The organism is Natronincola peptidivorans (assembly GCF_900111615.1).
GTDB lineage: Bacteria > Bacillota > Clostridia > Peptostreptococcales > Natronincolaceae > Natronincola_A > Natronincola_A peptidivorans.
Window position 1 is genome coordinate 139,899 of sequence record NZ_FOHU01000001.1, and the last position, 24,730, is coordinate 164,628.

At 33.2% G+C, this 24,730-nt stretch carries 22 protein-coding genes; 20 read left to right on the forward strand and 2 right to left on the reverse strand.

Translation table 11 applies throughout. From position 1 onward, the window contains the following. Nucleotides 1–8 precede the first annotated feature (8 nt). The 5 genes from BMX10_RS00725 (at nt 9) to BMX10_RS00745 (ending at nt 5,403) form a co-directional block, all read left to right on the forward strand. The gene (locus BMX10_RS00725) at nt 9–1,589 is read left to right on the forward strand and encodes a DAK2 domain-containing protein (RefSeq protein WP_170834648.1); all 1,581 of its coding nucleotides are present in this window, start codon (nt 9–11) and stop codon (nt 1,587–1,589) included. 40 nt (nt 1,590–1,629) lie between these two features. Then, entirely contained in the window at nt 1,630–3,687 is a 2,058-nt protein-coding gene (gene recG, locus BMX10_RS00730) for an ATP-dependent DNA helicase RecG (protein WP_090437862.1), read from the forward strand. Nucleotides 3,688–3,888: 201 nt separating this feature from the next. Beyond that, complete coding sequence (gene rsmD, locus BMX10_RS00735) at nt 3,889–4,464, forward strand: 16S rRNA (guanine(966)-N(2))-methyltransferase RsmD (RefSeq protein ID WP_090437864.1); 576 nt, start codon at nt 3,889–3,891, stop codon at nt 4,462–4,464. After that, nucleotides 4,465–4,938 carry a pantetheine-phosphate adenylyltransferase gene (coaD, locus tag BMX10_RS00740; protein ID WP_090437866.1) on the forward strand — a complete coding sequence of 158 codons (474 nt, stop codon included), beginning with the start codon at nt 4,465–4,467 and terminating at the stop codon, nt 4,936–4,938. It abuts the gene before it with no gap. 18 nt (nt 4,939–4,956) lie between these two features. Further along, nucleotides 4,957–5,403: an ATPase gene (locus BMX10_RS00745; protein WP_170834621.1), complete on the forward strand. Its 447-nt coding sequence runs from the start codon at nt 4,957–4,959 to the stop codon at nt 5,401–5,403. Between the two features lie 23 nt (nt 5,404–5,426). On the opposite strand, the gene ylbJ is transcribed toward BMX10_RS00745, so the two are convergent. Further along, entirely contained in the window at nt 5,427–6,749 is a 1,323-nt protein-coding gene (gene ylbJ / locus BMX10_RS00750) for a sporulation integral membrane protein YlbJ (protein WP_170834622.1), read from the reverse strand. 126 nt (nt 6,750–6,875) lie between these two features. Next, the gene (locus BMX10_RS00755; protein WP_090437872.1) at nt 6,876–8,144 is read right to left on the reverse strand and encodes a nucleotidyltransferase; all 1,269 of its coding nucleotides are present in this window, start codon (nt 8,142–8,144) and stop codon (nt 6,876–6,878) included. Between the two features lie 348 nt (nt 8,145–8,492). On the opposite strand from BMX10_RS00755, the gene BMX10_RS00760 reads away from it, so the two are divergent. The 15 genes from BMX10_RS00760 to ftsY all read left to right on the forward strand — a co-directional run bounded on the left by BMX10_RS00760 (nt 8,493) and on the right by ftsY (nt 24,699). Beyond that, a complete protein-coding gene (locus tag BMX10_RS00760; protein ID WP_090437874.1) occupies nt 8,493–9,686 on the forward strand; it encodes an acetate/propionate family kinase in 1,194 nt (397 codons plus the stop codon). Between the two features lie 283 nt (nt 9,687–9,969). Further along, on the forward strand, nt 9,970–10,500 hold the full coding sequence (locus tag BMX10_RS00765; protein WP_170834623.1) for a YceD family protein: 531 nt from the start codon (nt 9,970–9,972) through the stop codon (nt 10,498–10,500). A 13-nt stretch (nt 10,501–10,513) separates the two neighbouring features. After that, complete coding sequence (gene rpmF, locus BMX10_RS00770; protein WP_090437878.1) at nt 10,514–10,696, forward strand: 50S ribosomal protein L32; 183 nt, start codon at nt 10,514–10,516, stop codon at nt 10,694–10,696. A gap of 268 nt (nt 10,697–10,964) precedes the next feature. Beyond that, entirely contained in the window at nt 10,965–11,549 is a 585-nt protein-coding gene (fapR, locus tag BMX10_RS00775; protein ID WP_090437880.1) for a transcription factor FapR, read from the forward strand. After that, the gene (plsX, locus tag BMX10_RS00780; protein ID WP_090437882.1) at nt 11,546–12,553 is read left to right on the forward strand and encodes a phosphate acyltransferase PlsX; all 1,008 of its coding nucleotides are present in this window, start codon (nt 11,546–11,548) and stop codon (nt 12,551–12,553) included. Before fapR ends, plsX begins: the two co-directional genes overlap by 4 nt. Then, nucleotides 12,546–13,541, forward strand: coding sequence for a beta-ketoacyl-ACP synthase III (locus tag BMX10_RS00785; protein ID WP_090437885.1), 996 nt, complete (start codon nt 12,546–12,548; stop codon nt 13,539–13,541). The genes plsX and BMX10_RS00785 overlap by 8 nt, the downstream gene beginning before the upstream one ends. A gap of 22 nt (nt 13,542–13,563) precedes the next feature. After that, the gene (gene fabK, locus BMX10_RS00790; protein WP_090437887.1) at nt 13,564–14,505 is read left to right on the forward strand and encodes an enoyl-[acyl-carrier-protein] reductase FabK; all 942 of its coding nucleotides are present in this window, start codon (nt 13,564–13,566) and stop codon (nt 14,503–14,505) included. A 14-nt stretch (nt 14,506–14,519) separates the two neighbouring features. After that, on the forward strand, nt 14,520–15,458 hold the full coding sequence (fabD, locus tag BMX10_RS00795; RefSeq protein ID WP_090437889.1) for an ACP S-malonyltransferase: 939 nt from the start codon (nt 14,520–14,522) through the stop codon (nt 15,456–15,458). Nucleotides 15,459–15,473: 15 nt separating this feature from the next. Further along, on the forward strand, nt 15,474–16,217 hold the full coding sequence (gene fabG, locus BMX10_RS00800; RefSeq protein WP_090437891.1) for a 3-oxoacyl-[acyl-carrier-protein] reductase: 744 nt from the start codon (nt 15,474–15,476) through the stop codon (nt 16,215–16,217). A 22-nt stretch (nt 16,218–16,239) separates the two neighbouring features. After that, nucleotides 16,240–16,470: an acyl carrier protein gene (acpP, locus tag BMX10_RS00805; RefSeq protein WP_090437894.1), complete on the forward strand. Its 231-nt coding sequence runs from the start codon at nt 16,240–16,242 to the stop codon at nt 16,468–16,470. Between the two features lie 55 nt (nt 16,471–16,525). After that, entirely contained in the window at nt 16,526–17,767 is a 1,242-nt protein-coding gene (gene fabF / locus BMX10_RS00810) for a beta-ketoacyl-ACP synthase II (protein WP_090437896.1), read from the forward strand. Between the two features lie 302 nt (nt 17,768–18,069). Further along, entirely contained in the window at nt 18,070–18,777 is a 708-nt protein-coding gene (rnc, locus tag BMX10_RS00815; RefSeq protein WP_090437898.1) for a ribonuclease III, read from the forward strand. Then, complete coding sequence (locus BMX10_RS00820; RefSeq protein ID WP_244272578.1) at nt 18,716–19,807, forward strand: elongator complex protein 3; 1,092 nt, start codon at nt 18,716–18,718, stop codon at nt 19,805–19,807. Before rnc ends, BMX10_RS00820 begins: the two co-directional genes overlap by 62 nt. Before the next feature lie 90 nt (nt 19,808–19,897). After that, nucleotides 19,898–23,482, forward strand: a complete 3,585-nt coding sequence (gene smc, locus BMX10_RS00825; protein ID WP_090437900.1) for a chromosome segregation protein SMC — start codon at nt 19,898–19,900, stop codon at nt 23,480–23,482. An 11-nt stretch (nt 23,483–23,493) separates the two neighbouring features. Beyond that, nucleotides 23,494–24,699 carry a signal recognition particle-docking protein FtsY gene (ftsY, locus tag BMX10_RS00830; RefSeq protein WP_090437902.1) on the forward strand — a complete coding sequence of 402 codons (1,206 nt, stop codon included), beginning with the start codon at nt 23,494–23,496 and terminating at the stop codon, nt 24,697–24,699. The last annotated feature ends 31 nt before the right edge of the window (nt 24,700–24,730 follow it).

A 24,730-nucleotide genomic window follows, 5' to 3' on the forward strand; every position in this document is an offset into this window, starting at 1 on the left:
TGAGAGAAATGTTTTTAGCTGGTGCTCAATCACTAGAATCAAATAAGAAGGTTGTTAATGCATTGAATGTATTCCCTGTACCTGATGGAGACACTGGTACTAATATGTCATTGACAATGCAATCGGCAGTAAAGGAAATAAAGAACAATAAGGCCAATAGCTTAGAAGAAGTAGCTAGTTTAGCGGCAAATGGCTCCTTGATGGGAGCAAGAGGTAACTCAGGTGTTATACTATCTCAGTTGCTAAGAGGTTTTGCAAAAGGAGTAAAAGGCAAAGAAAAGCTAAATACTAGAGATTTTGCTTATGCATTAAAGATGGCTGCTGATACTGCTTATAAAGCAGTAATGAAGCCAGTAGAAGGTACTATTTTAACAGTTGCTAGAGAAAGTGCAGAAGAAGCAATGTTGATAGCAAAAAAAGAAAAAGAGATTGCGGGCTTCTTTGAAAAAGTTATCCTGCAGGCTGAAGAAACATTAAAAAGAACCCCAGATATGTTGAAGGTCCTTAAGGATGCAGGTGTAGTGGATTCTGGAGGAAAAGGCCTTGTATATATTTACTTAGGGGCATTAGGTGCAATTACAGGTGTTACTCCTACGACGGAAGACTTAGAAATCATGCAACAAACAGTTGAGCATCAAGAGTATATCGAAGGAGAACTGGAGTTTGGTTACTGCACTGAGTTTATTGTCAATGCTTCTAATAGTGATATTAAAAAATTGCAGGATACCATCAAGGACTTTGGAGATTCCATGATGGTAGTAGGTAATGAAAATGTAGTAAAGGTGCATATACACACCGATCATCCTGGCAAGGTTCTAGAAGAAGGACTAAAACTAGGTTATTTAAGCGATATTAAGATAGATAATATGAGACTTCAACATAGAGGTGAAAACCCTGAGGAACATAAAGAAGTAATAGAAAAAACTAAGAAAAAAGAATATGGGTTTATCGCTGTAACTATGGGAGAAGGTCTAACAAAGATATTTAAAGACTTTGATATAGACTATGTAATAGAAGGTGGACAAACCATGAATCCTAGTACAGAGGATTTTGTTAAGGCGATTAATAGCATCGATGCAGACACGATTTTTATACTTCCTAATAATAGTAATATTATTATGGCTGCTAATCAAGCAAAGAGTATCTCAGAAAAAAATATTTTGGTTATACCAACTAAATCTGTGCCCCAAGGGATAGCCTCTTTAATGGCTTTCAATTTAGAAAATACTCCAGAGGAAAACGAAACTCAGATGTTGGAGGCTATAAAAGCTGTCAAAACTGGCCAGGTAACTTATGCTGTTAGGGATACAAGCTTTAATGATATCCCTATTAAACAGGGAGATATATTGGGTATTGGTGATAGCAAAATTCAAGCAGTTGGTACAGATATCTTTGAAGTATCTATAGAACTGGTAAAAGAAATGGTAAAAGAAGATGATGAAATAGTAACTATTTTCTATGGTGAAGAGACTAGAGAAGAGGATGCAAATAGACTCTTAGAGCACCTTGAGGACCTTTTTCCTGAGTATGATATAGAATTATATTTTGGAGGGCAGCCATTATATTATTATATTTTTTCTGTAGAGTAAACAGCTTCTTATAGAAAGATTCACTTTAGGAGTGGAAAGTATGGAAATTCTTAAAAAGGATATACAATACATTAAAGGTGTTGGCCCTAAAAGACTATCCTTATTAAAAAAACTAAAAATATATAATGTAGAAGATATGATATATCATTTTCCAAGGGACTATGATGATCGTAGTATTAGTAAAAAGATAATTGAATTGAAACCAGGCGATAAGACCACTATCTATGTGGTGATTACTGGAAAATGTCAAACCCCTTTTAGCAGAAAGGGACTTAATATTAATAAATATTTAGCAAAAGATGATACAGGATTTATTACTATTACTTTTTTTAATCAACCCTATATAAAAAATATACTTAAGCTTAATGATGAATTAATGATCAATGGGAAAGTAAAAATGGGTTTACAAGGCTTAGAAATAATTAATCCTATTTATGAGATTCTAAAAGAAAAAGATTGTTCTTCATCATTAAATAGTATTGTTCCTATATATCCATCTACAGAGGGCATTAATCAAAGTTATCTAATTGGCATCAAAAAAAATGTTTTATCAATGACACAAAATGCTACACTAGACTATTTGCCGGAAAGTATATTGGAAAAAAATAAATTATGCAGCTTAGATTTTGCACTAAAGAATATACACTTTCCTTCAACAGTAAAGGAACTAAAAATAGCAAAATATAGATTGGTATTTGATGAATTGCTATTATTACAATTAGCACTGATCCGCATAAAAAAGAGAGTTATCAATGAAAAAAAGAGTCCATCTCTTAACATCAATGAAGGCCTATCTTCTTTTATCAACAGCTTACCTTTTGAATTAACAAAGGCTCAAAAAATTGTACTGAAGGAAATCATGGAGGATTTAGAAGAAGGTACACCTATGAATCGATTAGTACAAGGGGATGTTGGTTCAGGAAAGACAATTGTTGCCATAATAGCTTTATATAAAGCCTTCATTAACGGCTTCCAAGGTGCTCTAATGGCTCCCACCGAAATTCTTGCAGAGCAACATTATGTTGCGATAAGACAGTTATTAGAGCCTATAGGAGTAAGAGTTGGGCTATTGATAGGAAGCATAAAAAAATCAAACAAACAACAATTATTACAGGAAATAAAAGTAGGTAAAATAGATATTGTTGTTGGCACCCATGCACTTATTCAAGAAACTGTATGTTTTCGTCAACTAGCTTTGGTTATTACTGATGAACAGCATCGGTTTGGTGTTAGACAAAGAGCCATTCTTGCTGATAAAGGCGACAATCCACATATTTTGGTTATGACGGCAACGCCGATTCCTAGGACCTTAGCATTAATTTTATATGGGGATTTAGATATTTCTATTATTGATGAACTCCCTCCAGGACGAAAAAAAATAAAAACCTATGGGTTAACCACAGAAGAAAAGGAAAGAGCTTATCATTTTGCAAAAAAAGAGTTAAGCTTAGGGAGACAGGTTTATGTAGTATGTCCTTTAGTAGAGGAATCGGAAGCAATAGAAGCTAAGGCTGCTACCGAAATTAAGGAAGAATTGGCTGCTACATATTTTTGTGAGTATAAAGTTGGATTACTACATGGGAAAATGAGTGCTAAAGAAAAAGAAACAGTGATGAAACAATTTTTAAGTAATGAAATTAACATATTAGTTTCAACAACCGTCATTGAAGTGGGTGTAAATGTTCCAAATGCAACTATAATGATTATAGAAAATGCTGAACGATTTGGTTTGGCTCAGCTACATCAACTAAGAGGCAGGGTAGGAAGAGGAAGATTTCAATCCTATTGCATATTAATTCATAATAACAAGAGTAAAATAGCTAAGGAAAGAATAAAAATTATGGAGGAAACAAATGATGGATTTATCATTTCCGAGAAGGACCTTGAGGTTAGGGGACCAGGTGAATTCTTTGGTATAAGACAACATGGACTACCTGATTTAAAAATTGCCAATCTATTTAAACACATGAAGGTATTAAAACGAGTACAAAAACAGGTGGAGGAGCTATTAGATGAGGACCCTGCCTTGTGCTTAGAACAATACCCAGCATTGAAGGGAAAGCTAGATGAAAAATTCAATAGCTTTGAAGGTACTTAATCTGGTACAGAAAAAAATGCTAGATTTATGAATGATGAAATTCAGCCACTGCAACGCATGTATAAATACGTCGGGGGCTGATTTTTTTTGTAGTCCCTTATATTGTTAAGTATAAAAGGGATCAAAAAGATATAGAATGTCAGATATACAAAAATATTTTGTTAACTAATAGTCTGTGTGTTAGAATATAGATATAATTACATGAGGAGGAAATATATGCGAATTATTGCTGGTAAAGCTAGAGGATATAGACTTATAACTCCTAAAGATTTTAAAATAAGACCTACCTCTGATAGAGTAAAAGAATCCATTTTTAATATTATACAAAATTATATTATTGATGGTATCGTTATTGATTTATTTGCTGGAACTGGCAGCCTTGGATTAGAGGCCTTGTCAAGAAATGCTGAAAAGGTTTATTTTGTTGATAAGGACAAGGATAGTATTGATATTATAAAACAAAATTTAAGCAAGATGAATCTACTGGCTAAGGGGGAGATTATCCACGCAGATGTTATTTCTGCAATCAATAATCTTACTGAAAAAAAGGTACAAGCTGATATTATATTTATGGATCCTCCATACAATAAAGGATTAGGTAATGCTGCCTTAGAGGATATAGATACTAGTGAACTGTTAGCACCTTCTGGAAGAATTATCATCGAACATGACAAAAGTGAAGATATGCCAATAGAAATGAACAAGCTGCATCAATTTCGCAGGAAGGATTACGGTAATACCAGCGTTTCCTTCTATAAGCAAAAGGAGGAAATATAAATGAAGATAGGTATTTATCCAGGAAGTTTCGATCCCATTACCAATGGACATTTAGATATTATTCAAAGAGCTTCAAAGCTTTTCGACAAAGTGATTGTAGCAGTACTGGAAAACCCTAATAAAAATCCTATGTTTACCTTGGAAGAAAGAGTAAAACTCATAAAAGAGGCTGTAGGGCCCTATAAGAATATTACAATAGATTGTTTTTCAGGACTATTAATAGATTATGCTAAAAAGAAAAATGCTAAAGTGATTATTAAAGGATTAAGAGCAGTATCAGATTTTGAGTATGAATTTCAAATGGCTTTAATGAATAGAAAATTAGATTCTGATGTAGAAACAATTTTTTTAATGACTAGTAGTAAAAACTCATATCTTAGTTCTAGTTTAGTAAAAGAAGTAGCGAGGTTTGGTGGTTGTATAGAAGGATTAGTGCCAGCTACAACAAAAGATGCTATTATGAAAAAAATATAAAAAATAGGGGGATATAATATGGACGTACTAAAATTATTAGAAGAATTGGAAGAAATAGTAGAAAGTGGCTCATCAATTCCTTTTGCACAAAAAGTACTAATAGATAAAGAAGAAGTGCTAGAGATTATTAAAGAAGTAAGAATACACCTGCCAGACGAAGTAAAACAGGCACAATGGATTAAAGAGGAAAGGCAAAGAATTCTGGTGGAGGCACAGCAAGAAGCAGATGCAATTATTCAAGAAGCTAACGAACATATTGCAGCCATGGTAGAGGAAGATGAAATTACTAAAATTGCTCGAAAACAGGCAGAAGAAATTACTATACAGGCCCAAGTAGGAGCTAAGGAAATGCGATTAGGCGCTAGAGACTATGCAGATGACTTATTATTACAGGTAGAAAATACCTTAAAGGAAGTAGCTGAAACTATTCATAATAATAGAAGTGAATTAAAAGGGATGAAATAAATCATCCCTTTTTTTGTAAGATTTTATAGACGGTTTGTTTTATGCTTTTGAAAAACATTTTTTACGAAAATGAAAAAACCAAATAGTAAAGAAAATGATAATAAAGAAATCAATATTATAACAAATAACTCCATTGATAACTTAAAGCTGTTAAAAAAGTCTCCCCACCAATAGCTTTCTCCATAATTGTGAAAAGTAGGAGAAGTAATCGTAAAGTACAAAGTAAATATAGGATAAATAAGAAGAATTAAGATATAGGAAAAAAGTCCATGAAGGAGTTTTGAAAAGATATAAACATAAGGATTGATGTCAGTAGTACTAAGAATACTTATAGATTGCGCATGAATAGAAAACCCACTCCAACCAATAATGAAGGCAGCAGCAGCGATACGATTAATAAGAGAGGCACTGATGGTATCTGCCGCTAGTTTACACCCTATCGTTATTTCAAATAAACCCGTCAGCAAGGCTTTAATGATGGCAAAATCTATAGAAAAAGGCTTTAATAAAATGAAAATAATATTTGAAACAAAAGTGATAAGTCCAATAATTTCTAAGATGTTGATAATAACAGAAAATAGAATAATAAATCCTCCGATCATCAACATCGTATTAATAGATTCTTTAACGGCGTTTCCTAATAGAATACCAAAGGACGTATTTGTTTTTTTACTAGCTCTTAAATGTAGGAATGCTCTTTTAATTATACCATTGTTATAGTTTTTCTTAGAAGATAATACTGTTTCTGTATCAGACCTCTTATAAAATCTAAAAAGAATTCCAACGATAACAGCAGATAGATAATGAGATAAAGCCAACAAAATCCCAATTTCAGAAGATTTAAACATACCTATGGATACAGCACCAATTAGAAATAACGGTCCTGAAGTACTACAAAAAGCTACTAAACGTTGCGCTTCAATTTTAGAAATCATCTTGTGAGCGCGTAAGCCAGTAGCAATTTTCACACCTACTGGATAACCAGAGGTTACACTCATGGCAAATGCAAAGGACCCTTCACCAGGCACATTAAAAAGAGGACGCATAATGGGTTCTAAGAGTGTCCCCACAAATTTAACTACTCCCAAGCCTACCAAAAGCTCTGATCCAATGAAAAATGGGAGCAAAGCTGGCAAGACTACAGACAACCATATATTTAATCCATTGTGAGCAGCTTTAACAGATTCACTTGGAAAAAGAATAATGCAAATAACCAATAATAATACAATAAGTATCAATAAGAAATGTGGAAAATATTTTTGGAATCTCCTAAAATTCTTTTTGTTTAAAAAACATATAATAGCAACCATCCCTACTAAAAATAATAGTACAAATCTAAAAAGCATAATACTCCCCCTAAAGTCAGATTCAGTATAAATTAGGTTATAATAATTGCAACCTAATAAATATATATTTGAATATAAAATATATATTCTCATGAAAGAGGGGAATAAATAGTAGATTATACAGCATTACTCTTTATAGTAATAAGGACTTAAATAAAAGTCTAAAGGCTTACATGCATAATTCGGGTTATTTATCCCTAAAGTGTATATATTTGTGGCCCTTATATCTAAATTCAATAATTTTTCCGCTGTAGAATTTTGAGGTATATATTGATTTATTTTATTAATAATAGGTAGCTTAGATTGAGATTTGCACCATTTTAAAATCTCTCGACCTTTATCATTAAAAGCTAGCACTCTTATATATTGAGGACCGCCTTCAGAAGTAAACTCCATAAGGTCATCTTTTTTCAGGTTCAGAAGGAGATGGATACAAATCCTTTGTATACGGGTCAAAGGATATCGTTTACTTTTAATACAATGATAAAGCTCATTTATGGAATTGCATGTAAGACCACATTGATAGATTTTGTTTTCTAATCCTTCATTTACATCAAAATACTTAGTTAGGCTACTAGGAGATTCACGTCTTAGGATTGTCATAATAGTATTGCTGAAGTCTTCCTTAAAAACAGGTGCGATATTATCCTGATAGGAAGCCGCTAGAATATCATAAGAGGAAAGTGGCATCACCTTAATTAGATCCTCCAGAGATTTATTAGACTTCAGATGCTCCCTAATAGCTGTTGCACTAGAAATAGATGAATTGATTTCTGTTGAGTGATAAGCAGCTTTTATCCGTGCCAAGGTATACGGGACAATATTACTTTTTAATTTTTTCAACATTTTTAGATACTCTATGGATAAAATATTGTTAGGATTATTCATAATTGGTTCTATATCTACAAGAGATTTATCCTTATTGCTTAAAGATGACATTTTTAAAAAATCAATTAAAGCCTGTGTTCTTGCCACAGGAAAAGGAACACCTGATTTCAAATGAACCTTTAGATAATCATTAAACCTAGGAGGAGAAGTAGATAATATATCTGCAATAATTTTTAAAGCATCAATATCACCATGTTCACTACCAAAAGAGATACAGTCTATGATGTCTAGATTATGCAGTAGGCTTATTGAACCAAAAGCAAACAGTTCAGCTGTTGAAGAGGCATAAGCTGTAGGAAGTTCAATAACTAAATCAACACCAGATCTTACTGCCATTTTTGCTCTACACCACTTATTAATTAATGCAGGTTCACCTCTTTGAAGAAAATTACCACTCATGACGGCCACAGTATGGGTTGCACCTGTTATTTCTTTAGACTTATTCAAATGATACAAATGACCATTATGAAAGGGATTGTACTCTGTAACTAAACCTAATATCTTCATATACAATAAACCTCCAAAATAAATAATATATACTAAACATTTTCAAAACTATTTTTATAATATTAAGAAGGTACCCACTTTAGTTAAGGATTATGTTTTTTCTAGTATACTTTAAAGCAAATAAGGTTATTTTAGTAATTGAATCTAGATAATTAATTTTATCATAATATCAGAAAAAAAATTAATAGTGAATAAACAATTTGTATCATAGTGATTGTATTTTATAAAAAATCATAGAAAACCTTGAAATAATACTCAAAATTTATTATTATTGAAATGTTAAGAGATTTTTTAGTGTTTTATGAAAGTTTGTTCAAATTTTAATACATAAGGAGGTATTTTATTAAGATGAAAGTACTAGTTATGAACTGTGGAAGCTCTTCTCTAAAGTATCAATTGATTAACATGGAAAATGAAGAATTATTAGCTAAAGGTATAGCGGAACGGATAGGAATCGAAGGTTCTTTTGTAAAGCATGAAACAATTGGGAAAGAAAAGGCTGTCATTGAAGAAAGAATGGAGGATCATAAGGCAGCTATTAAGATTGTACTTGAGGCATTAATTAACAAGGAATACGGTACCATACAATCAATGGAAGAAATAACAGCTGTAGGCCATAGAGTTGTTCATGGAGGAGAGAAGTTTTCAGGATCTGTGATTATTAATGAAGAAGTAAAATCTGTTTTAGAAGAGTGCTCTGAATTAGCACCATTACATAATCCTCCAAATCTGATGGGAATTTATGCTTGTGAAGAGATATTACCTAATGTACCTATGGTAGGAGTTTTCGATACAGCTTTTCATCAAACTATGCCAAAGGAATCCTATATGTATGCATTACCCTATGAATTGTATGAAAAATATAAAATAAGAAGATATGGTTTTCATGGTACATCTCATAAATATGTAGCCATGAAGGCAGCAGAGCTATTAGGAAAGTCACTAGAAGATTTAAATATTATTACTTGCCATCTAGGTAATGGAGCTAGTATTGCCGCTGTTAAAAATGGACAGTCTGTAGATACAAGCATGGGCTTTACTCCATTAGAAGGATTAGCAATGGGTACTAGATGTGGAGATCTAGATCCGGCTATTATTGCCTACTGGATGGCCAAAGAAAATCTAACCATTGCAGAAGTAAATAACCTTATGAATAAAAAATCTGGAGTTTTAGGAGTATCAGGTGTAAGCAGCGACTTTAGAGATCTTGAGGATGCTGCTGACCAAGGCAATGAAAGAGCTCAATTAGCTTTAGATTTATATTATCAAAGAGTTAAAAAGTATATGGGAGCTTATGCTGCGGAAATGGGTGGGGTAGATGCAGTAGTATTTACAGCTGGTTTAGGTGAGAATTCAGCTATAGCCAGGAAAGCAATTTGTAGTGGATTAGAATTCTTAGGAATAAAGATAGATGATGAAAAGAATAACATTCGAGGAAAAGAAGCAGATGTAACAACAACGGATTCTACAGTAAAAGTATTATTAATTCCGACAAACGAAGAATTAATGATTGCAAGAGAAACAAAATCCTTAGTAGGATAATGAAGTTGAAGGTAGGGAAAAAGCTTCTCTACCTTTACTCTTGTATTGCTTTTGTATAATAGAAAAGTATAGCTTTAAAAACTGTTATAAGGTATAATGAATTGTATCACAAATCATAGCATAATATCCTATTTAGAGATTCTAAAGGTTAAATAAACAAGGTATCAAGATAAAATACTTGACAAACTTACCGTTGATTTGTATAATCAATTTTGGTGACATAATAAAGAAATATTTATTATAATATATCTTATGATTGTATAACTAAATAGAGGTGAGAATTTTGAAGTTTGATTTAAACACCTTAAAAAGAGAAGAACATAATAAAGTTACTTTAGATTTTCATGTAAATCTTGATAGTATAAATTATTATGGCGATATCTTTAAAGTTAAAAAACCTGTAAAAGTTCTAGGAGAATTATATAGCGTTGGTGAAAAAATCTTTTTAACCTGCAGATTAGAAACAGAATTAGAAGTAACCTGTGGAAGATGTTTGAATTTCTTTTTACACTCTTTAAAGACCAGTATTAATGTGGAATTAGTGGAAGAAGAAATTTTAATCCAAGAGGATGATTCCGACGATATCATTGTTTGTAATGATAATATTTTAGATTTTGATAAAATTATTAAAGAGCAGATTACAACTAGTATTCCCATGAGAGTTCTATGTAACGAAGCCTGTAAAGGCTTATGCAAAACTTGTGGGTTAGATTTAAATTCAGAATCATGTCAATGCAATATGAAAAATAATGATATTGATCATGATATAGATCCTCGATTAGCTAAGCTAAAAGAATTGTTTCAACAAGATTAAGGAGGTGTTAAGCATGGCAGTACCAAAGCGTAAAACAAGTAAATCTAAGAGAGATATGAGAAGGGCATCTAATTCAAAATATGTAGCACCAGGATATGTAAAATGCCCACAATGTCACGAACCTAAATTATCACATCGTGTATGTCCAGACTGTGGATACTACAAAAACAAAGAGGTTATTTCAGTAAATGAATAAAAAGCAATAAAAAATAGTAATGTGAACACATTACTATTTTTTATTGCTTTTATTGTTTTATTAAATATGGAGTGAAAGCTTTTCCTATAAATAAATTAGACTTTAAAGCTTAGAAATACACAAAATATTTTTAAAATATAAATTTCATAATAAAAGTTAATAAAGATAAAATAATAGAGATAATATACTTGATTTTTCATATAAAATAATATACACTTATTATTAGTATCAGGTACTAATTTTTAGTACTAATTTCGAGGTGATAAAATTGAAACCATCGGGAAAGATAAAGAAAACAGTACGCCAAAAAAAATTAATTGAGCTGATGGAAGAAGAGCCATTTTTAACAGATGAAGATTTAGCTGTTAAATTTAATGTCAGTATACAAACTATACGTTTAGACAGATTAGAATTGGCAATACCAGAGCTAAGAGAAAGAATTAAAAATGTGGCAGAAAAAAACTATAAAAAAGTGAGAAGTATTATTGGGACAGAAATAGTAGGTGAATTAATTGATTTAAACTTAGGTGTAAATGGTATTTCTATTTTAGAAACTTCACAGGAGATGGCATTTAGCAAAACCAACATTGTTAGAGGACATCATATTTTTTCTCAAGCAGAATCATTAGCTATGGCAGTGATTGATGCAGAGGTTGCTTTAACAGGAGTATCAAATATCAAGTATTTAAATCCAGTGAATGCTGGAGATAAACTAGTAGCAAAAGCAGAGGTAGTTAGAGTTAGAGGTAATAATCATTTTGTTCATGTCAGAATTAAAGTAAACCAAATCCAAGTTTTTAGAGGAAAATTTATCCTTGTAGTAATTGATAAGAAACCAGGGGGGATACAATGAGAATCGTTCTAGATGCAATGGGGGGAGATCATGGTCCTGCAGTTACTGTACCGGGAGCTATAGAAGCTGTTAAAGCCTATTGTATAAAAGTTACATTAACTGGAGATAAGAATTTAATACAAAGTGAATTAAATAAATATGATTATCCAGAAGAATATATAGAAATAATTCATTGTAGTGAAGAAATAACCAATGAAGATAAACCAGTCGCTGCAATTAGGAGAAAAAAAGATTCATCTATGGTGGTTGGACTAAGATTAGTAAAGGAAAATAAAGCAGATGCATTCATTTCAGCCGGCAATACAGGGGCTTTACTAGCTGGAGGACTATTTGTATTAGGAAGAATAAAAGGAATTGACCGACCGGCATTAGCACCTGTTTTTCCTACAACAACTGGGGGAGCTGTGCTAATAGATGGGGGGGCAAACTCTGATTGCAAACCAAGGAATTTTTTAGAGTTCGGCTTGATGGGTAACATCTATGCTTCAAAAATATTGAAGGTGCATAATCCAAAAGTATGCACAGTAAATATTGGGATAGAAGAGGGAAAAGGTAATGATGTTACTAAAGAAGCCTACAAACTCTGTCAAAAATCAGATTTTAATTTTATTGGCAATGTAGAAGCTAGAGATATACCTTCAGGATATGCAGATGTAATTGTCTGTGATGGGTTTACTGGAAATATAATATTAAAATTAACAGAAGGTATAGCAGCAACAATTTTTCAAAACCTAAAAGAAGAGTTTACTAAAAATTCATTACGTAAACTAGCTGCAGGAATTTTAAAGCCTGGACTCAGAGATTTTAAAAAGAGATTTGATTACACAGAATATGGTGGAGCACCTTTCTTAGGGGTTCAGGGCAATCTTATTAAGGCTCATGGCAGTTCAAATGCCAAAGCTATAAAAAACGCTATTAGACAAGCCAAGGCTTTTGTAGAAAACAAGGTAGTAGAAGAAATCATGAAGGAAATTAGTCAGCTAGGAGAGGATAGGATTGAATAAATTATTTAGTGTTGGCATCACGGGAACAGGAAGTTACTTACCAGAAAAAATCTTAACCAATCAGGATTTAGAAAAAATCATGGATACCTCTGATGAATGGATTAAAACTAGAACTGGAATTGGTGCCAGAAGAATTGTCGAGGATAAAATTGCTGCTTCTGACTTAGCTTCAAAAGCTGCAGAAAAGGCAATCCATGATGCAGGACTTACCCCTGAAGATATAGAGGTAATTATTCTTGCTACTGCCACTCCAGATATGGCTTTTCCATCCACTGCATGCATTGTACAAAAAAACATAGGTGCTATAAATGCTTCTGCCTTTGATATGTCTGCAGCTTGTACTGGATTTGTATATGCTTTGACAATGGGGGAACAATTTATTAAAACAGGTTTTTATAAAAATGCATTAATTATTGGAAGTGAAATATTGTCAAAGGTTGTTGATTGGCAAGATCGTAACACCTGCGTTTTGTTTGGAGATGGAGCTGGAGCAGTTGTATTAGAGCGCGTTGAAGAAGGAATGGGAATATTATCCTCATATTTAGGCTCAGATGGTAGAAATGGTGAATACTTAACTCTGTCATCAGAAGGTAGCAAAACACTTAGTAACACTGCGAATATTGATGAAAATTTACACTGTATAAGAATGGACGGAAATGAAGTGTTTAGATTTGCAGTTCGTGTGATGGGTACGGCTGCTTTAAAGGCGTTGGAGAAGAGTAACATAAGTTTGGATGAGATCGATTATTTGGTACCCCATCAAGCAAACATAAGGATTATAGAGGCAGCGGCCAAAAGATTAAAGCTTCCTATGGAAAAGGTTTATGTGAACCTCGGGCAGTATGGAAATATGTCGGCTGCATCAGTGCCAGTGGCACTAGATGAAGCATTAAAGAAGGGATGTATAAAAAAGGGGGACACTGTTGTATTAGTAGCCTTTGGTGGTGGATTGACCTGGGGCTCAACAGTGATGAAATGGTGCAAGTAATCTTATAGAGAAGGTGATATAAATGATGCGTACTGAATTGTGTGAAATACTCAACATCGAATATCCAATTATTCAAGGGGGAATGGCTTGGGTTGCAACAGCAGAATTAGCTGCTTCTGTTTCTAATGCTGGAGGATTAGGTATTATTGCAGCAGGAAATGCCCCGGCAGAAGTTGTGGAGAGGGAAATAATAAATACAAAAAAACTGACTGGCAAAACATTTGGTGTCAATGTGATGCTATTATCTCCCTTCCTAGAGGAGGTAATGGAGGTTATTTATAAACATCGAGTTCCTGTTGTTACAACTGGAGCGGGTAATCCAGGAAAATATATATCCAAACTGAAGGAAATAGGCAGTAAGATTGTCCCAGTCGTACCTTCAGTGGCTTTAGCCAAAAGAATGGAAGCCTTAGGAGTAGATGCAGTCATTGTGGAAGGAACAGAGGCAGGGGGGCATATAGGAGAGCTAACAACCTTCGCATTGGTGCCTCAGATTGCAGATGAAATTAATATTCCTGTAATAGCTGCCGGTGGAATTGTAGATGGGAGAGGTTTTATTGCAGCGCTGTCCTTAGGAGCTCAAGGTGTACAAATGGGGACAAGATTTTTATGCTCTACAGAGTGCACGGTTCATGACAACTATAAACAAATGGTTTTAAAGGCAAAGGATAGAGACGCTGTTGTTACTGCCAGAAGTACAGGACACCCAGTAAGGGTTTTAAAAAATAAGTTTGTAAAAGATTTTATTAGGATGGAAAAGGAAGGAATAGCACCAGAAGAATTAGAAAGGTTAGGTGTAGGGAGATTGAGACAAGCAGTTGTGGAAGGAGACGTAGAAAACGGCTCTGTAATGGCAGGGCAGGTAGCTGCTATGATAAAGGACATCAAGCCCTGTAAAGCTATTATAGATGAGATAATTCACCAAGCTAAGGCGCAAGTAGAAAGATTAAAGGTATTAAGTTAAGGAGGAATAGCATTATGGGCAAAACTGCTTTTGTGTTTCCAGGTCAAGGGTCCCAGTATGTGGGCATGGGTAAGGAAATTGCAGATAACTTTAAGACAGCTAAATTAATTTATGAGGAAGCTAGCGATTCTTTAGGAATAAATATGGAAGCCTTATGCTTCGAAGGTCCTGATGAAGAGCTAATTAAAACAGAAAATACTCAGCCTGCTATATTAACCACAAGTATTGCTATTCTAAGAACCATGGAAGAATTAGGCGTAGAATGTGAAATAACAGCAGGATTAAGCTTAGGTGAATATGGTTCATTAGTTAAATCTAATGTGTTAGACTTTAATGCTGCTGTAAAACTCGTAAAAAATCGAGGAAGATATATGCAAGAAGCGGTACCAGTAGGTGTTGGTGTGATGGCGGCTATACTAGGATTAGATAGAGTGCAACTGGAAAATTGTTTAAGTAACTGCAGAGATTATGGCATTGTAGAACCTGCTAATTTTAATAGTCCAGGACAGATTGTTATTTCAGGGGAAATAGAAGCAGTGAAAATGGCAGTTAAGGAAGCACTAGAGTTAGGTGCTAAAAAAGCTGTTTTATTACCAGTAAGTGCTCCTTTTCATTGCAGCTTACTAAAACCGGCTGGTGAAAAGCTGAAGGAAGATCTAAAAAGTTTGACAATACACACTCCTAAGATTCCAGTAGTAACCAATGTAGAAGCTAAAATCTTAGATTGTAAAACAAAAGTAATAGATTCATTGGTAAACCAAGTAAGCAAATCGGTATTATGGCAAGATTCCGTTGAACTAATGCTGCAACAAGAAGTAGATACCTTTATTGAAATAGGTCCTGGTAAAACTTTAGCTTCTTTTATTAAAAGGATAGCTAAAGGTTTAGATAAAAAGGTAGATGTATATAGTATAGAAGATATGAAAAGCTTAAAGGCATTACCCATAATTTAATAAGGAGTGATATGTTTGGATTTAAGAGGAAAAAATGCAATTGTGACAGGGGGGTCTAGAGGAATAGGAAAAGCAATAGCCCTAGAACTTGCAAAAAATGGTGCTAATGTTTTAGTGAACTATACTAGTAATAAGGCGGCAGCGGAAGCAACTGTCAAGGAAATGGAGTCCTATAACGTTAAGGCCTATGCTGTCCAATGTAATGTGACCAAATCTGATGATGTAAAAAATATGATAAAAATAGCAGAGGAAAACTTTGAGACTATTGATATTCTAGTGAATAATGCTGGAATAACAAAAGACAATTTATTATTAAGAATGAAGGAAGAGGATTGGCAGCAGGTAATGGAGGTTAATTTAAACGGAGTATTCTTATGCACGAAAGCTGTCATCAGAAAGATGATGAAACAAAAATCTGGAAAAATAATAAATATATCTTCAGTAGTAGGAATTACAGGGAACGCAGGTCAGGCTAATTACTCTGCTTCAAAAGCTGGAGTTATAGGATTTACTAAATCTGTGGCTAAAGAAGTTGCCACAAAAAACATTAATGTAAATGCCATTGCCCCAGGATTCATCGATACTGATATGACAGCTGTATTATCTGAGGATATTAAAAATGAATTAATTGAGAACATACCTCTTAGAAGATATGGACAGCCTGAGGATGTAGCAAAGCTAGTATTGTTTTTAAGTAGTGATTTTTCAAACTATATCACTGGTCAAATCATCAGTGTTGATGGTGGAATGGCAATATAAAACTATTGAGGAGGAATTTAAAATGGTATTTGAAAAAATTGTTAAAATCGTTGTTGAGCAATTAGGGGTAGAGGATGAGAAAACTGTTACGAAGGAAACATCGTTAATTAACGATTTAGAGGCAGACTCATTGGATGCTGTAGAAATAATAATGGCCATTGAAGATGAATTTGGGGTAGAAATTCCAGATGACGAAGCTGAACATTTTAAAAATATCGGTGACATTGTAGCCTATGTAGAAAAGAATTTATAAGTCTGATAATCCTGATCAGAGGGATTAACAGGCGACGTTAGTAAAGGAGGGCAATATGAAAAGAAGAGTCGTTGTAACAGGATTAGGTTGTGTTACTCCAATAGGGACAGGTAAGGATGAGTTTTGGAAAGGGTTAACATCAGGAGTTTCTGGCATTGATCTAATAACAAAATTTGATACATCAGATTATCCAACTAAAATTGCAGCTGAAGTAAAGGATTTTAATCCAGAAGTATATATTGATAAGAAAGAAGCTAGGAAGATGGATAAATTCACCCAATTTGCGATTGCTGCTTCCCAATTAGCAATAAATGATGCGAAACTAAATGTAGAAGAGATTGAAACAGAGAGATTCGGTGTAATTCTTGGTTCAGGAATTGGTGGAATAGAAACCTTCGAAGAGCAAAATCAAAGGCTTATAGATAAAGGGGCCAAAAGAGTTAGTCCATTCTTCATACCTATGATGATTACAAATATAGGTTCTGGACATGTGTCTATGTTTTTTAATGCAAAGGGCCCTAATAGTACCGTAGTAACTGCTTGTGCATCTTCTACTAATGCAGTTGGAGAAGCTTTTAGAGTTATAGAAAGAGGAGATGCTGACATTATGATTACTGGCGGTACTGAAGCCTCTATTACCCCTCTGGCAATAGCAGGGTTTGCCTCAATGAAGGCCATGTCTACCTTCAATGAAGATCCTAAAAAAGCTAGTAGGCCTTTTGACCTAAATAGAGATGGATTTGTTATGGGAGAAGGAGCAGGAATGCTGATACTAGAAGATTTAGAGCATGCTGTCAACAGAGGTGCAAGGATTTATGGTGAGATTGTCGGCTATGGTATGAGTGCTGATGCATATCATATTACTGCTCCAGATCCGGAAGGCAAGGGAGCATCCCGAGCAATGGAAAATGCTTTAAATGATGCAGAGATAACCTATAAGGATATTGATTACATCAATGCCCATGGTACCAGCACACCGTATAACGATAAATTTGAAACAATGGCTATCAAGAAGGTTTTTAAAGAGCACGCTAAAGAATTATGCGTCAGTTCAACAAAATCCATGACAGGTCATTTATTAGGCGCTGCTGGTGGGGTGGAAGGAATTGCATGTGTACTAGCTATATATAATAATATCGTACCACCTACTATTAATTATGAAACACCAGATGAAGCATGTGACTTAGATTATGTTCCAAATGAGGCAAGAGAAAAAATTGTTAACTATGCTTTATCAAATTCCTTTGGATTCGGTGGACATAATGCAACAATTGTATTTAAAAAGTACTCAGTTTAAAATTTAGTCAGAGGAAAATATCTTTTACCTAGACAGAGGAGAAAACCCAGTAACCATAACGTATAAAAATTACGTTAAGGTGCTGGGTTTTCCAAATGATGAGGATTTGTTTTCTGAAGGTCTAGTAAAATAATTATAGAAATCCTTCAATTTGTATAATTGTTTTGCATTAAAGCACTTATATATAGTAAAATGTTATTGGATTTAATGAAAAACTATTTTGTAGTTGTATATAAAAGAGCTTTCTATTCGAAACTAAAAATACTATATAAATAATCCAAGTAGCCATTGGAGGGGAAAAAATGACATACATAAACAGGGATACCGATGACCAAATTATGATTCTTCAGAAAATACTAAACTATAATTTTACAAATAGTAAAATTTTAAGGGAAGCTTTAACACATAGCTCCTTTGCAAATGAATCAAAGAACAAAAAAATCAAATACAATGAAAGACTAGAGTTTCTAGGTGATGCTGTCCTAAGCTTAGTAGTAAGTGAGTATATATTTTCAAAGTACAATCATCTTCCTGAAGGAGAATTGACAAAAGTTAGGGCTAATGTAGTTTGTGAACCTTCCTTAGCTGCAAAGGCAAGGGAAATTAAACTTGGTGAATTTTTGTTTTTAGGTAAAGGAGAAGCCTTTACTGGTGGAAGGCAGAGAGAATCCATATTAGCAGATGCTTTTGAAGCCATTATTGGAGCGATATATATTGATGGGGGTATAGAATGTGCAAAGGAATTTATCCTTCATTACCTCTTAGAAAGTATAGAGCTTGCCAGTAAAGGTATCTTATTTAGAGATTATAAAACGCTGCTTCAAGAACTATTACAAAGTAAAACTTCCAAGAAGATTACTTATCATGTTGTCAAGGAATATGGCCCCGATCATAATAAAAAATTTGATGTAGAAGTTCTTATTGGAGATAAGGTCATAGGAAGAGGAAGTGGGAAAAGTAAAAAAGAAGCTGAGCAAAGAGCAGCAGAGGAAGCTATCAAGAAAGGTTAAGGTAAGCATGAAAAAGTATATTATTCCGATATTTATACCCCACAGAGGATGTCCACATGACTGTAGTTTCTGTAATCAGCGGAGAATTGCAGGAAAAGTTGTAGATAGTACACAAGAAGATGTCTATAGGATTATAGATACCTATAGAAATTTATTCCCTAAAACTGCTAGGTTCATTGAAATAGCCTACTATGGAGGAAGTTTTACAGGACTTCCTAAAAATGTGCAAGCTGACTTATTGAAACCGGCATCTGAATATAAAATTAAAGGACTTCTGAAGGATATTCGAATTTCAACGAGACCAGATTATATAAATAGTGATATACTAGATCTATTACATGAGTATGATGTTTCTATTATTGAATTAGGAGTACAATCTACTGATAATGAGGTTTTATCATTAAATAGGAGGGGCCATTCAAGGAAAGAAGTATTGGAAGCGGTTGAACTTATAAAACAACATAATTTCAAGCTTGGTCTACAGATGATGGTGGGGCTGCTGGGAGATAATGAAGCTTCTATAATGAAAACAGCAGAGGATTTTCTTCAATTGAAACCTGATTTTATAAGGATTTATCCAACTGTTGTTATTAAAGACACATATTTAGAAACATTATATGATAAAGGCGAATACATTCCTTTTACATTACAACGCTCTGTAGATATATGTAAAAAACTATTACTACTATTTAAAAAGAACAATATACCTGTAATTAGATTGGGCCTACAAACTACAGAAGAAATAACTTATGGAAAAGCAGTGATAGCAGGACCATATCATCCTGCATTTAGGGAAATCGTGGAGTCAGAAATATATAAGGATATAATAGAAGAAAAAATAAAAGAGAAAAGCATAAATGATACGGATGCGTTAATCATCTTTTGTCATCCTAGTGCAGTATCCAAGGTTTCAGGATTTAAACAAAGCAATAAGATATATATCTTGGATAAATATAATTTTTCTAAAGTCAGTATTAAGAAATCTATAGATTTGAGAATAGATGAGATAGAAATAAAAATTGATACATAGCCTGAGTTGGCCAAACTACTATAGAGAAAAACCAGCATTTTTGGTAAAATGATTCTATGGTAATTTGAAAGCAAGTGTGGGGGGATTCTTTTGTATTTAAAGAAATTAGAGTTATATGGATTTAAATCCTTTGCCAATAAAATAGAGATGAATTTTGATCAAGGTGTTACAGGCGTGGTTGGACCCAATGGCAGTGGTAAGAGCAATATTTCTGATGGCATTAAATGGGTACTAGGAGAGCAAAGTGTCAAAACCTTAAGAGGTAGTAAAATGGAAGATGTTATTTTTGCTGGAACCAGCAACAGAAAACCTTTAGGTATGTCGGAGGTTTCTTTAACATTAGATAATAGCTCTCAATTACTACCAATTGAATATGAAGAAGTCACCATCACAAGGAGAATGTATCGTTCTGGGGAAAGTGAATACTATTTAAACAAATCAGCTTGTCGTTTAAAAGATATTAGGGAGCTGTTAATGGACACTGGGATAGGCAAGGATGGATACTCCATCATTGGGCAGGGAAAAATTGATGAAATATTAAGCAGTAAATCAGAAGATCGGCGACAACTATTTGAAGAGGCTGCGGGAATCATTAAGTATAAGCACAGAAAAAATGATGCAGAGAAAAAATTAACTACTACAAAAGATAATTTAATTAGGGTAACAGACATATTACAGGAATTAGAAAATCAACTGGAGCCTTTGAAAAAGCAAAGCATAAAAGCTCAAAAGTATAGCCAATTAAGGGAAACCCTGATAAGACTAGAGGTCAATCTGTTTATTAAAGAGATTGATAAAATAGATGAAGAGTTAAAACATGTACATGAACAAATGGAAATGTTACAAAAATCTTTATCTACACAAGAAATAGAAAAGAAAAATCATGTGAAAAATTTTGAAAAGATTCAAGAACAAATAGATCTGAATGAAGAAGAAACTGCTAATCATCAAAATGATTTTTATAAAGTGCAACAAGAAATTGGAAAAAAAGAAGGAGAAATAAGCGTAAACCAAGAGAAATTGTTACACTATAATGAAAATATAGCTAGACTTAATAGTGAGGTTAGCGATATTAAAACAATTATTACTAATCATACTAAGGATTTAGAGGATAAGCTACAACATTTAAAAACAGTAGATATAGAGCTAGAGGATTTAGAGAGAAAAGTACAAAAGCAGGTATTAAAATATCAAGGTGTCAATCAATTAAAGACATTGAAAGAAGAAGATATTGAAAAGTCAAAGTCATTTATCATAGAAACTTTAAATGATATTTCTGATAAAAAAAGTGAAAGTAATAGTTTAAAAACATTGATTCAGACTATGGAACAAAGAATACAGCAGATAAATAAGGAGATCCAGGACTTAGAGAGTAAAAACGAAGAAGGCCACAGAAAACTAAATGATCTTCAGCAGAACTTAAACCAATTACAAATGCGTCTAAAGGAAAGAAACAAAGCAATAGAACTAACAATAAACAACAAAACCACTATGGAAAGGGAAAGCAAAGAGCTTAACAAAAAGATAGAAAAAATCAAAGGGGAAATTCAGCATAAACGTTCTAAGAAAAATCTTATTGAAGAGATGGAAAGGGAACATGATGGATATAACAAAAGTGTAAAGAACATTCTAACTGCATGCAAGAAAGATAATGTACTAGGAAAAGATGTTTATGGTGTTGTAGCAAATCTATTAAAAGTTTCTAAAGGATATGAAGTAGCTTTAGAAACAGCTTTAGGTTTCAGTATACAAAACATAGTTACAAAAAGTGAAGAAGATGCTAAAAGATTGATAAGTTATTTAAAAAGGCATAATTTAGGTAGAGTAACATTTCTCCCTATTACTGCCATGCAAAAAAAGTTTATTAATCAAGAGGAAATGAAAATTATTAAAGGATTTAGTAATGTTAAGACAGCGATAGATGTTATTAATTATGATACTGAATTTATCAATGTCTTTTCTAATCTATTGTCTAGAGTGCTAATTGTACCTGATCTTGATATAGGAGTAAAGATTGCAAAAGCCTTAAATTATAGATTTAAAATAGTCACAATAGCTGGAGACGTATTAAACATTGGAGGGTCTCTCACTGGTGGCAGTTCTGCTTTGAAGGGTAATAGTATATTGGGGAGGAAAAGAGAATTAGAAGAATTGTCTGAAGCTATAGAATTCATGGATAAAGACTATAAGGTATTACAAGAAAAAAGTCATAAAGCCACCAATACTATTAATAAATTGGATGAAGAATTAAAAGAATTGAATGAGAAACAACAAGAAGAAAGAATTCAAGAGGCTACAATAATAAGTAAAATTCAACAGGCTGAAGAAGAAAACAATCAAACCACCAATTATATAAAGCTCTTGAATCGAGAGAAAATAGAACTAAAAAAAGCAGAGGAAGAGACACTAGTTAAGTTTAATATTATCGGTCAAGAAGTAAAGCTGTTGGAAGAAAAGATTACAAATACCAAACAAATATTAGTTGATTATGAGGAAAATCTGCTAAAAGGCAAGCAAGAAATAGAAAATCTCAATGATGAAATAACAAAAGATAAAATAAATCTAGCTTCCATGAAGGAACAAAAAAAGGCATTACTACATGAGATTGTAAATTTGCAAGAAACTATTAAAACAAACGAAATGCAGATATTACAAAAGAATGAAGAAATAAAGAAAAGCAATCAAGAATATAATAATTTGGAAGATGAACTTTTAAAAAATAAGAAACAGCTAGAAAATTTACTCCTTAACATTTCTAAGTCCCAAAGGAATATAGAAAAACTAAGAGACAGCAAGCAAAATCTTATCCAATTACAAAAACAAAGCAAAGAAATGCTAAACCAAGTTGAAATAATAGTAAAAGATTTAAATGAAGGTGCTTATAAATTAGACGTGAAATGCACAAGATTAGAAATGCAGCAACAAACCTTTTATAACAAATTATGGGAGGAGTACGAATTAACCTATAATAATGCAAAAGACATGCAGGAAGATATTTCTGACCATACAAATGTGGCAAAAGAAATAAAAACATTAAAAGATGGAATTAAAGCTCTAGGGCATATCAATCTTGAATCAATTGAGGAATATGAAAAAATAAAAGAAAGATACGAGTTTTTGCATCAACAAAAGGATGACCTAGAAAAGGCTAGGCAAGCTCTATTAAAAGTAATCAAAGAAATGGAAACCATTATGGAAAAGCAATTTCTTCAAGAGTTTGCTAAGATAAAGAAAAACTTCAATGAAGTGTTTATTAAACTCTTTGGAGGAGGAAAAGGACAGTTGGTTTTAGAAGATGAAGAAAATATTTTGAATTGTGGTATAGAGATCATAGCTCAGCCCCCAGGAAAAAAATTGCAAAATCTATCGTTACTATCTGGAGGCGAAAGAGCCTTGACGGCCATATCCCTATTATTCGGTATTTTATTAGTTAAACCTAGCCCCTTTTGTGTTTTAGATGAAATTGAAGCTGCTCTCGATGATGCTAACGTCACTAGATTTGCAAAGTTTCTTCAAGAGCTTTCATGTGATACTCAGTTTATTGTTGTTACCCATAGGAAAGGTACAATGGAGTGCACAGATGCACTATACGGGGTAACAATGGAAGAAGAAGGCATATCGAAAATTGTATCTGTTAAATTTACAGATGATATGGATAAAGAAATCGCTAGTTAGGAGGAAAATAGGTGTTTAAAAAACTATGGGAAAAGTTAAATAATAAAAACGAGGCAACAGACAAAAAAGAAAAAGAATATAATCAAGAAGACGTAATTATGGAGGATGAAAAGGAAGAACTCCATATCGATGAAATTACTGAGGAGAGTCCAATTACCCCAGAAGAAATAATGGAAGAACCAGAGATGGTTGAAGAATTATTACCTCTTGAGAAGGAAGAATTAGAAGAAAACAATGAATTAGAAAAAGACAATGAGTTAGAAGAAGACAATGCATTAGAAGAGGAACCAACTGAAAAAATAAATTTATTTGCAAGATTAAAGGAAGGGTTATCCAAAACAAAAAAAGGTATCACTGATAAGGTAGATATATTAATAAAATCCTATCAAAAGATAGATGAAGAGTTATTTGAAGAATTAGAAGAAATATTAATCACTGCAGATATTGGTGTAAACACCACTATGGAAGTTATTGATGAATTAAGGGATGCAGTAAAAGTACAGAAGATTACCCAGCCAGAGAAAATAAAAGAATTGCTTCAAGAAAAACTAACTACAACACTAAATGAACTATCTTCATCAGACTTGAATACAGAATCCTCACCATCAATTATACTGGTAGTAGGTGTAAATGGCGTTGGGAAAACAACTTCTATAGGAAAAATTGCATATAAATTGAAAGGTCAAGGGAAAAAGGTATTACTTGCAGCAGGAGATACCTTTCGGGCAGCAGCCATTGATCAATTGAAAATATGGGGAGACAGAGTAGGTGTTGATGTTATTAAACATCAAGAAGGCTCTGATCCTGCTGCTGTTATATACGATGCAATACAAGCGGCAAAAGCTAGAAAAATGGATGTATTAATATGCGATACCGCTGGACGTTTGCATAACAAGAAAAACTTGATGAATGAATTAGGAAAGGTATTTAAAGTTGTTGAAAGGGAATTCCCCCAAGCAGTAAAGGAAGTGCTACTGGTTTTAGATGCTACCACTGGTCAAAATGCTATACAACAAGCCAAAACCTTTAAAGAAGTTGCCAATATTTCTGGTCTAGTATTGACAAAGCTTGATGGAACCGCCAAAGGCGGAATTGTTATTGCAATTAGTAAAGAGTTAAATATCCCTGTAAAACTAATTGGAGTAGGTGAAAAAATGGAAGATTTACAGGAATTCAATGCTAGTGTTTTTGTTAAAGCACTGTTTGGAGAAGAATAAGTAAAGAACTGTCAATAAAAAATACTTGACA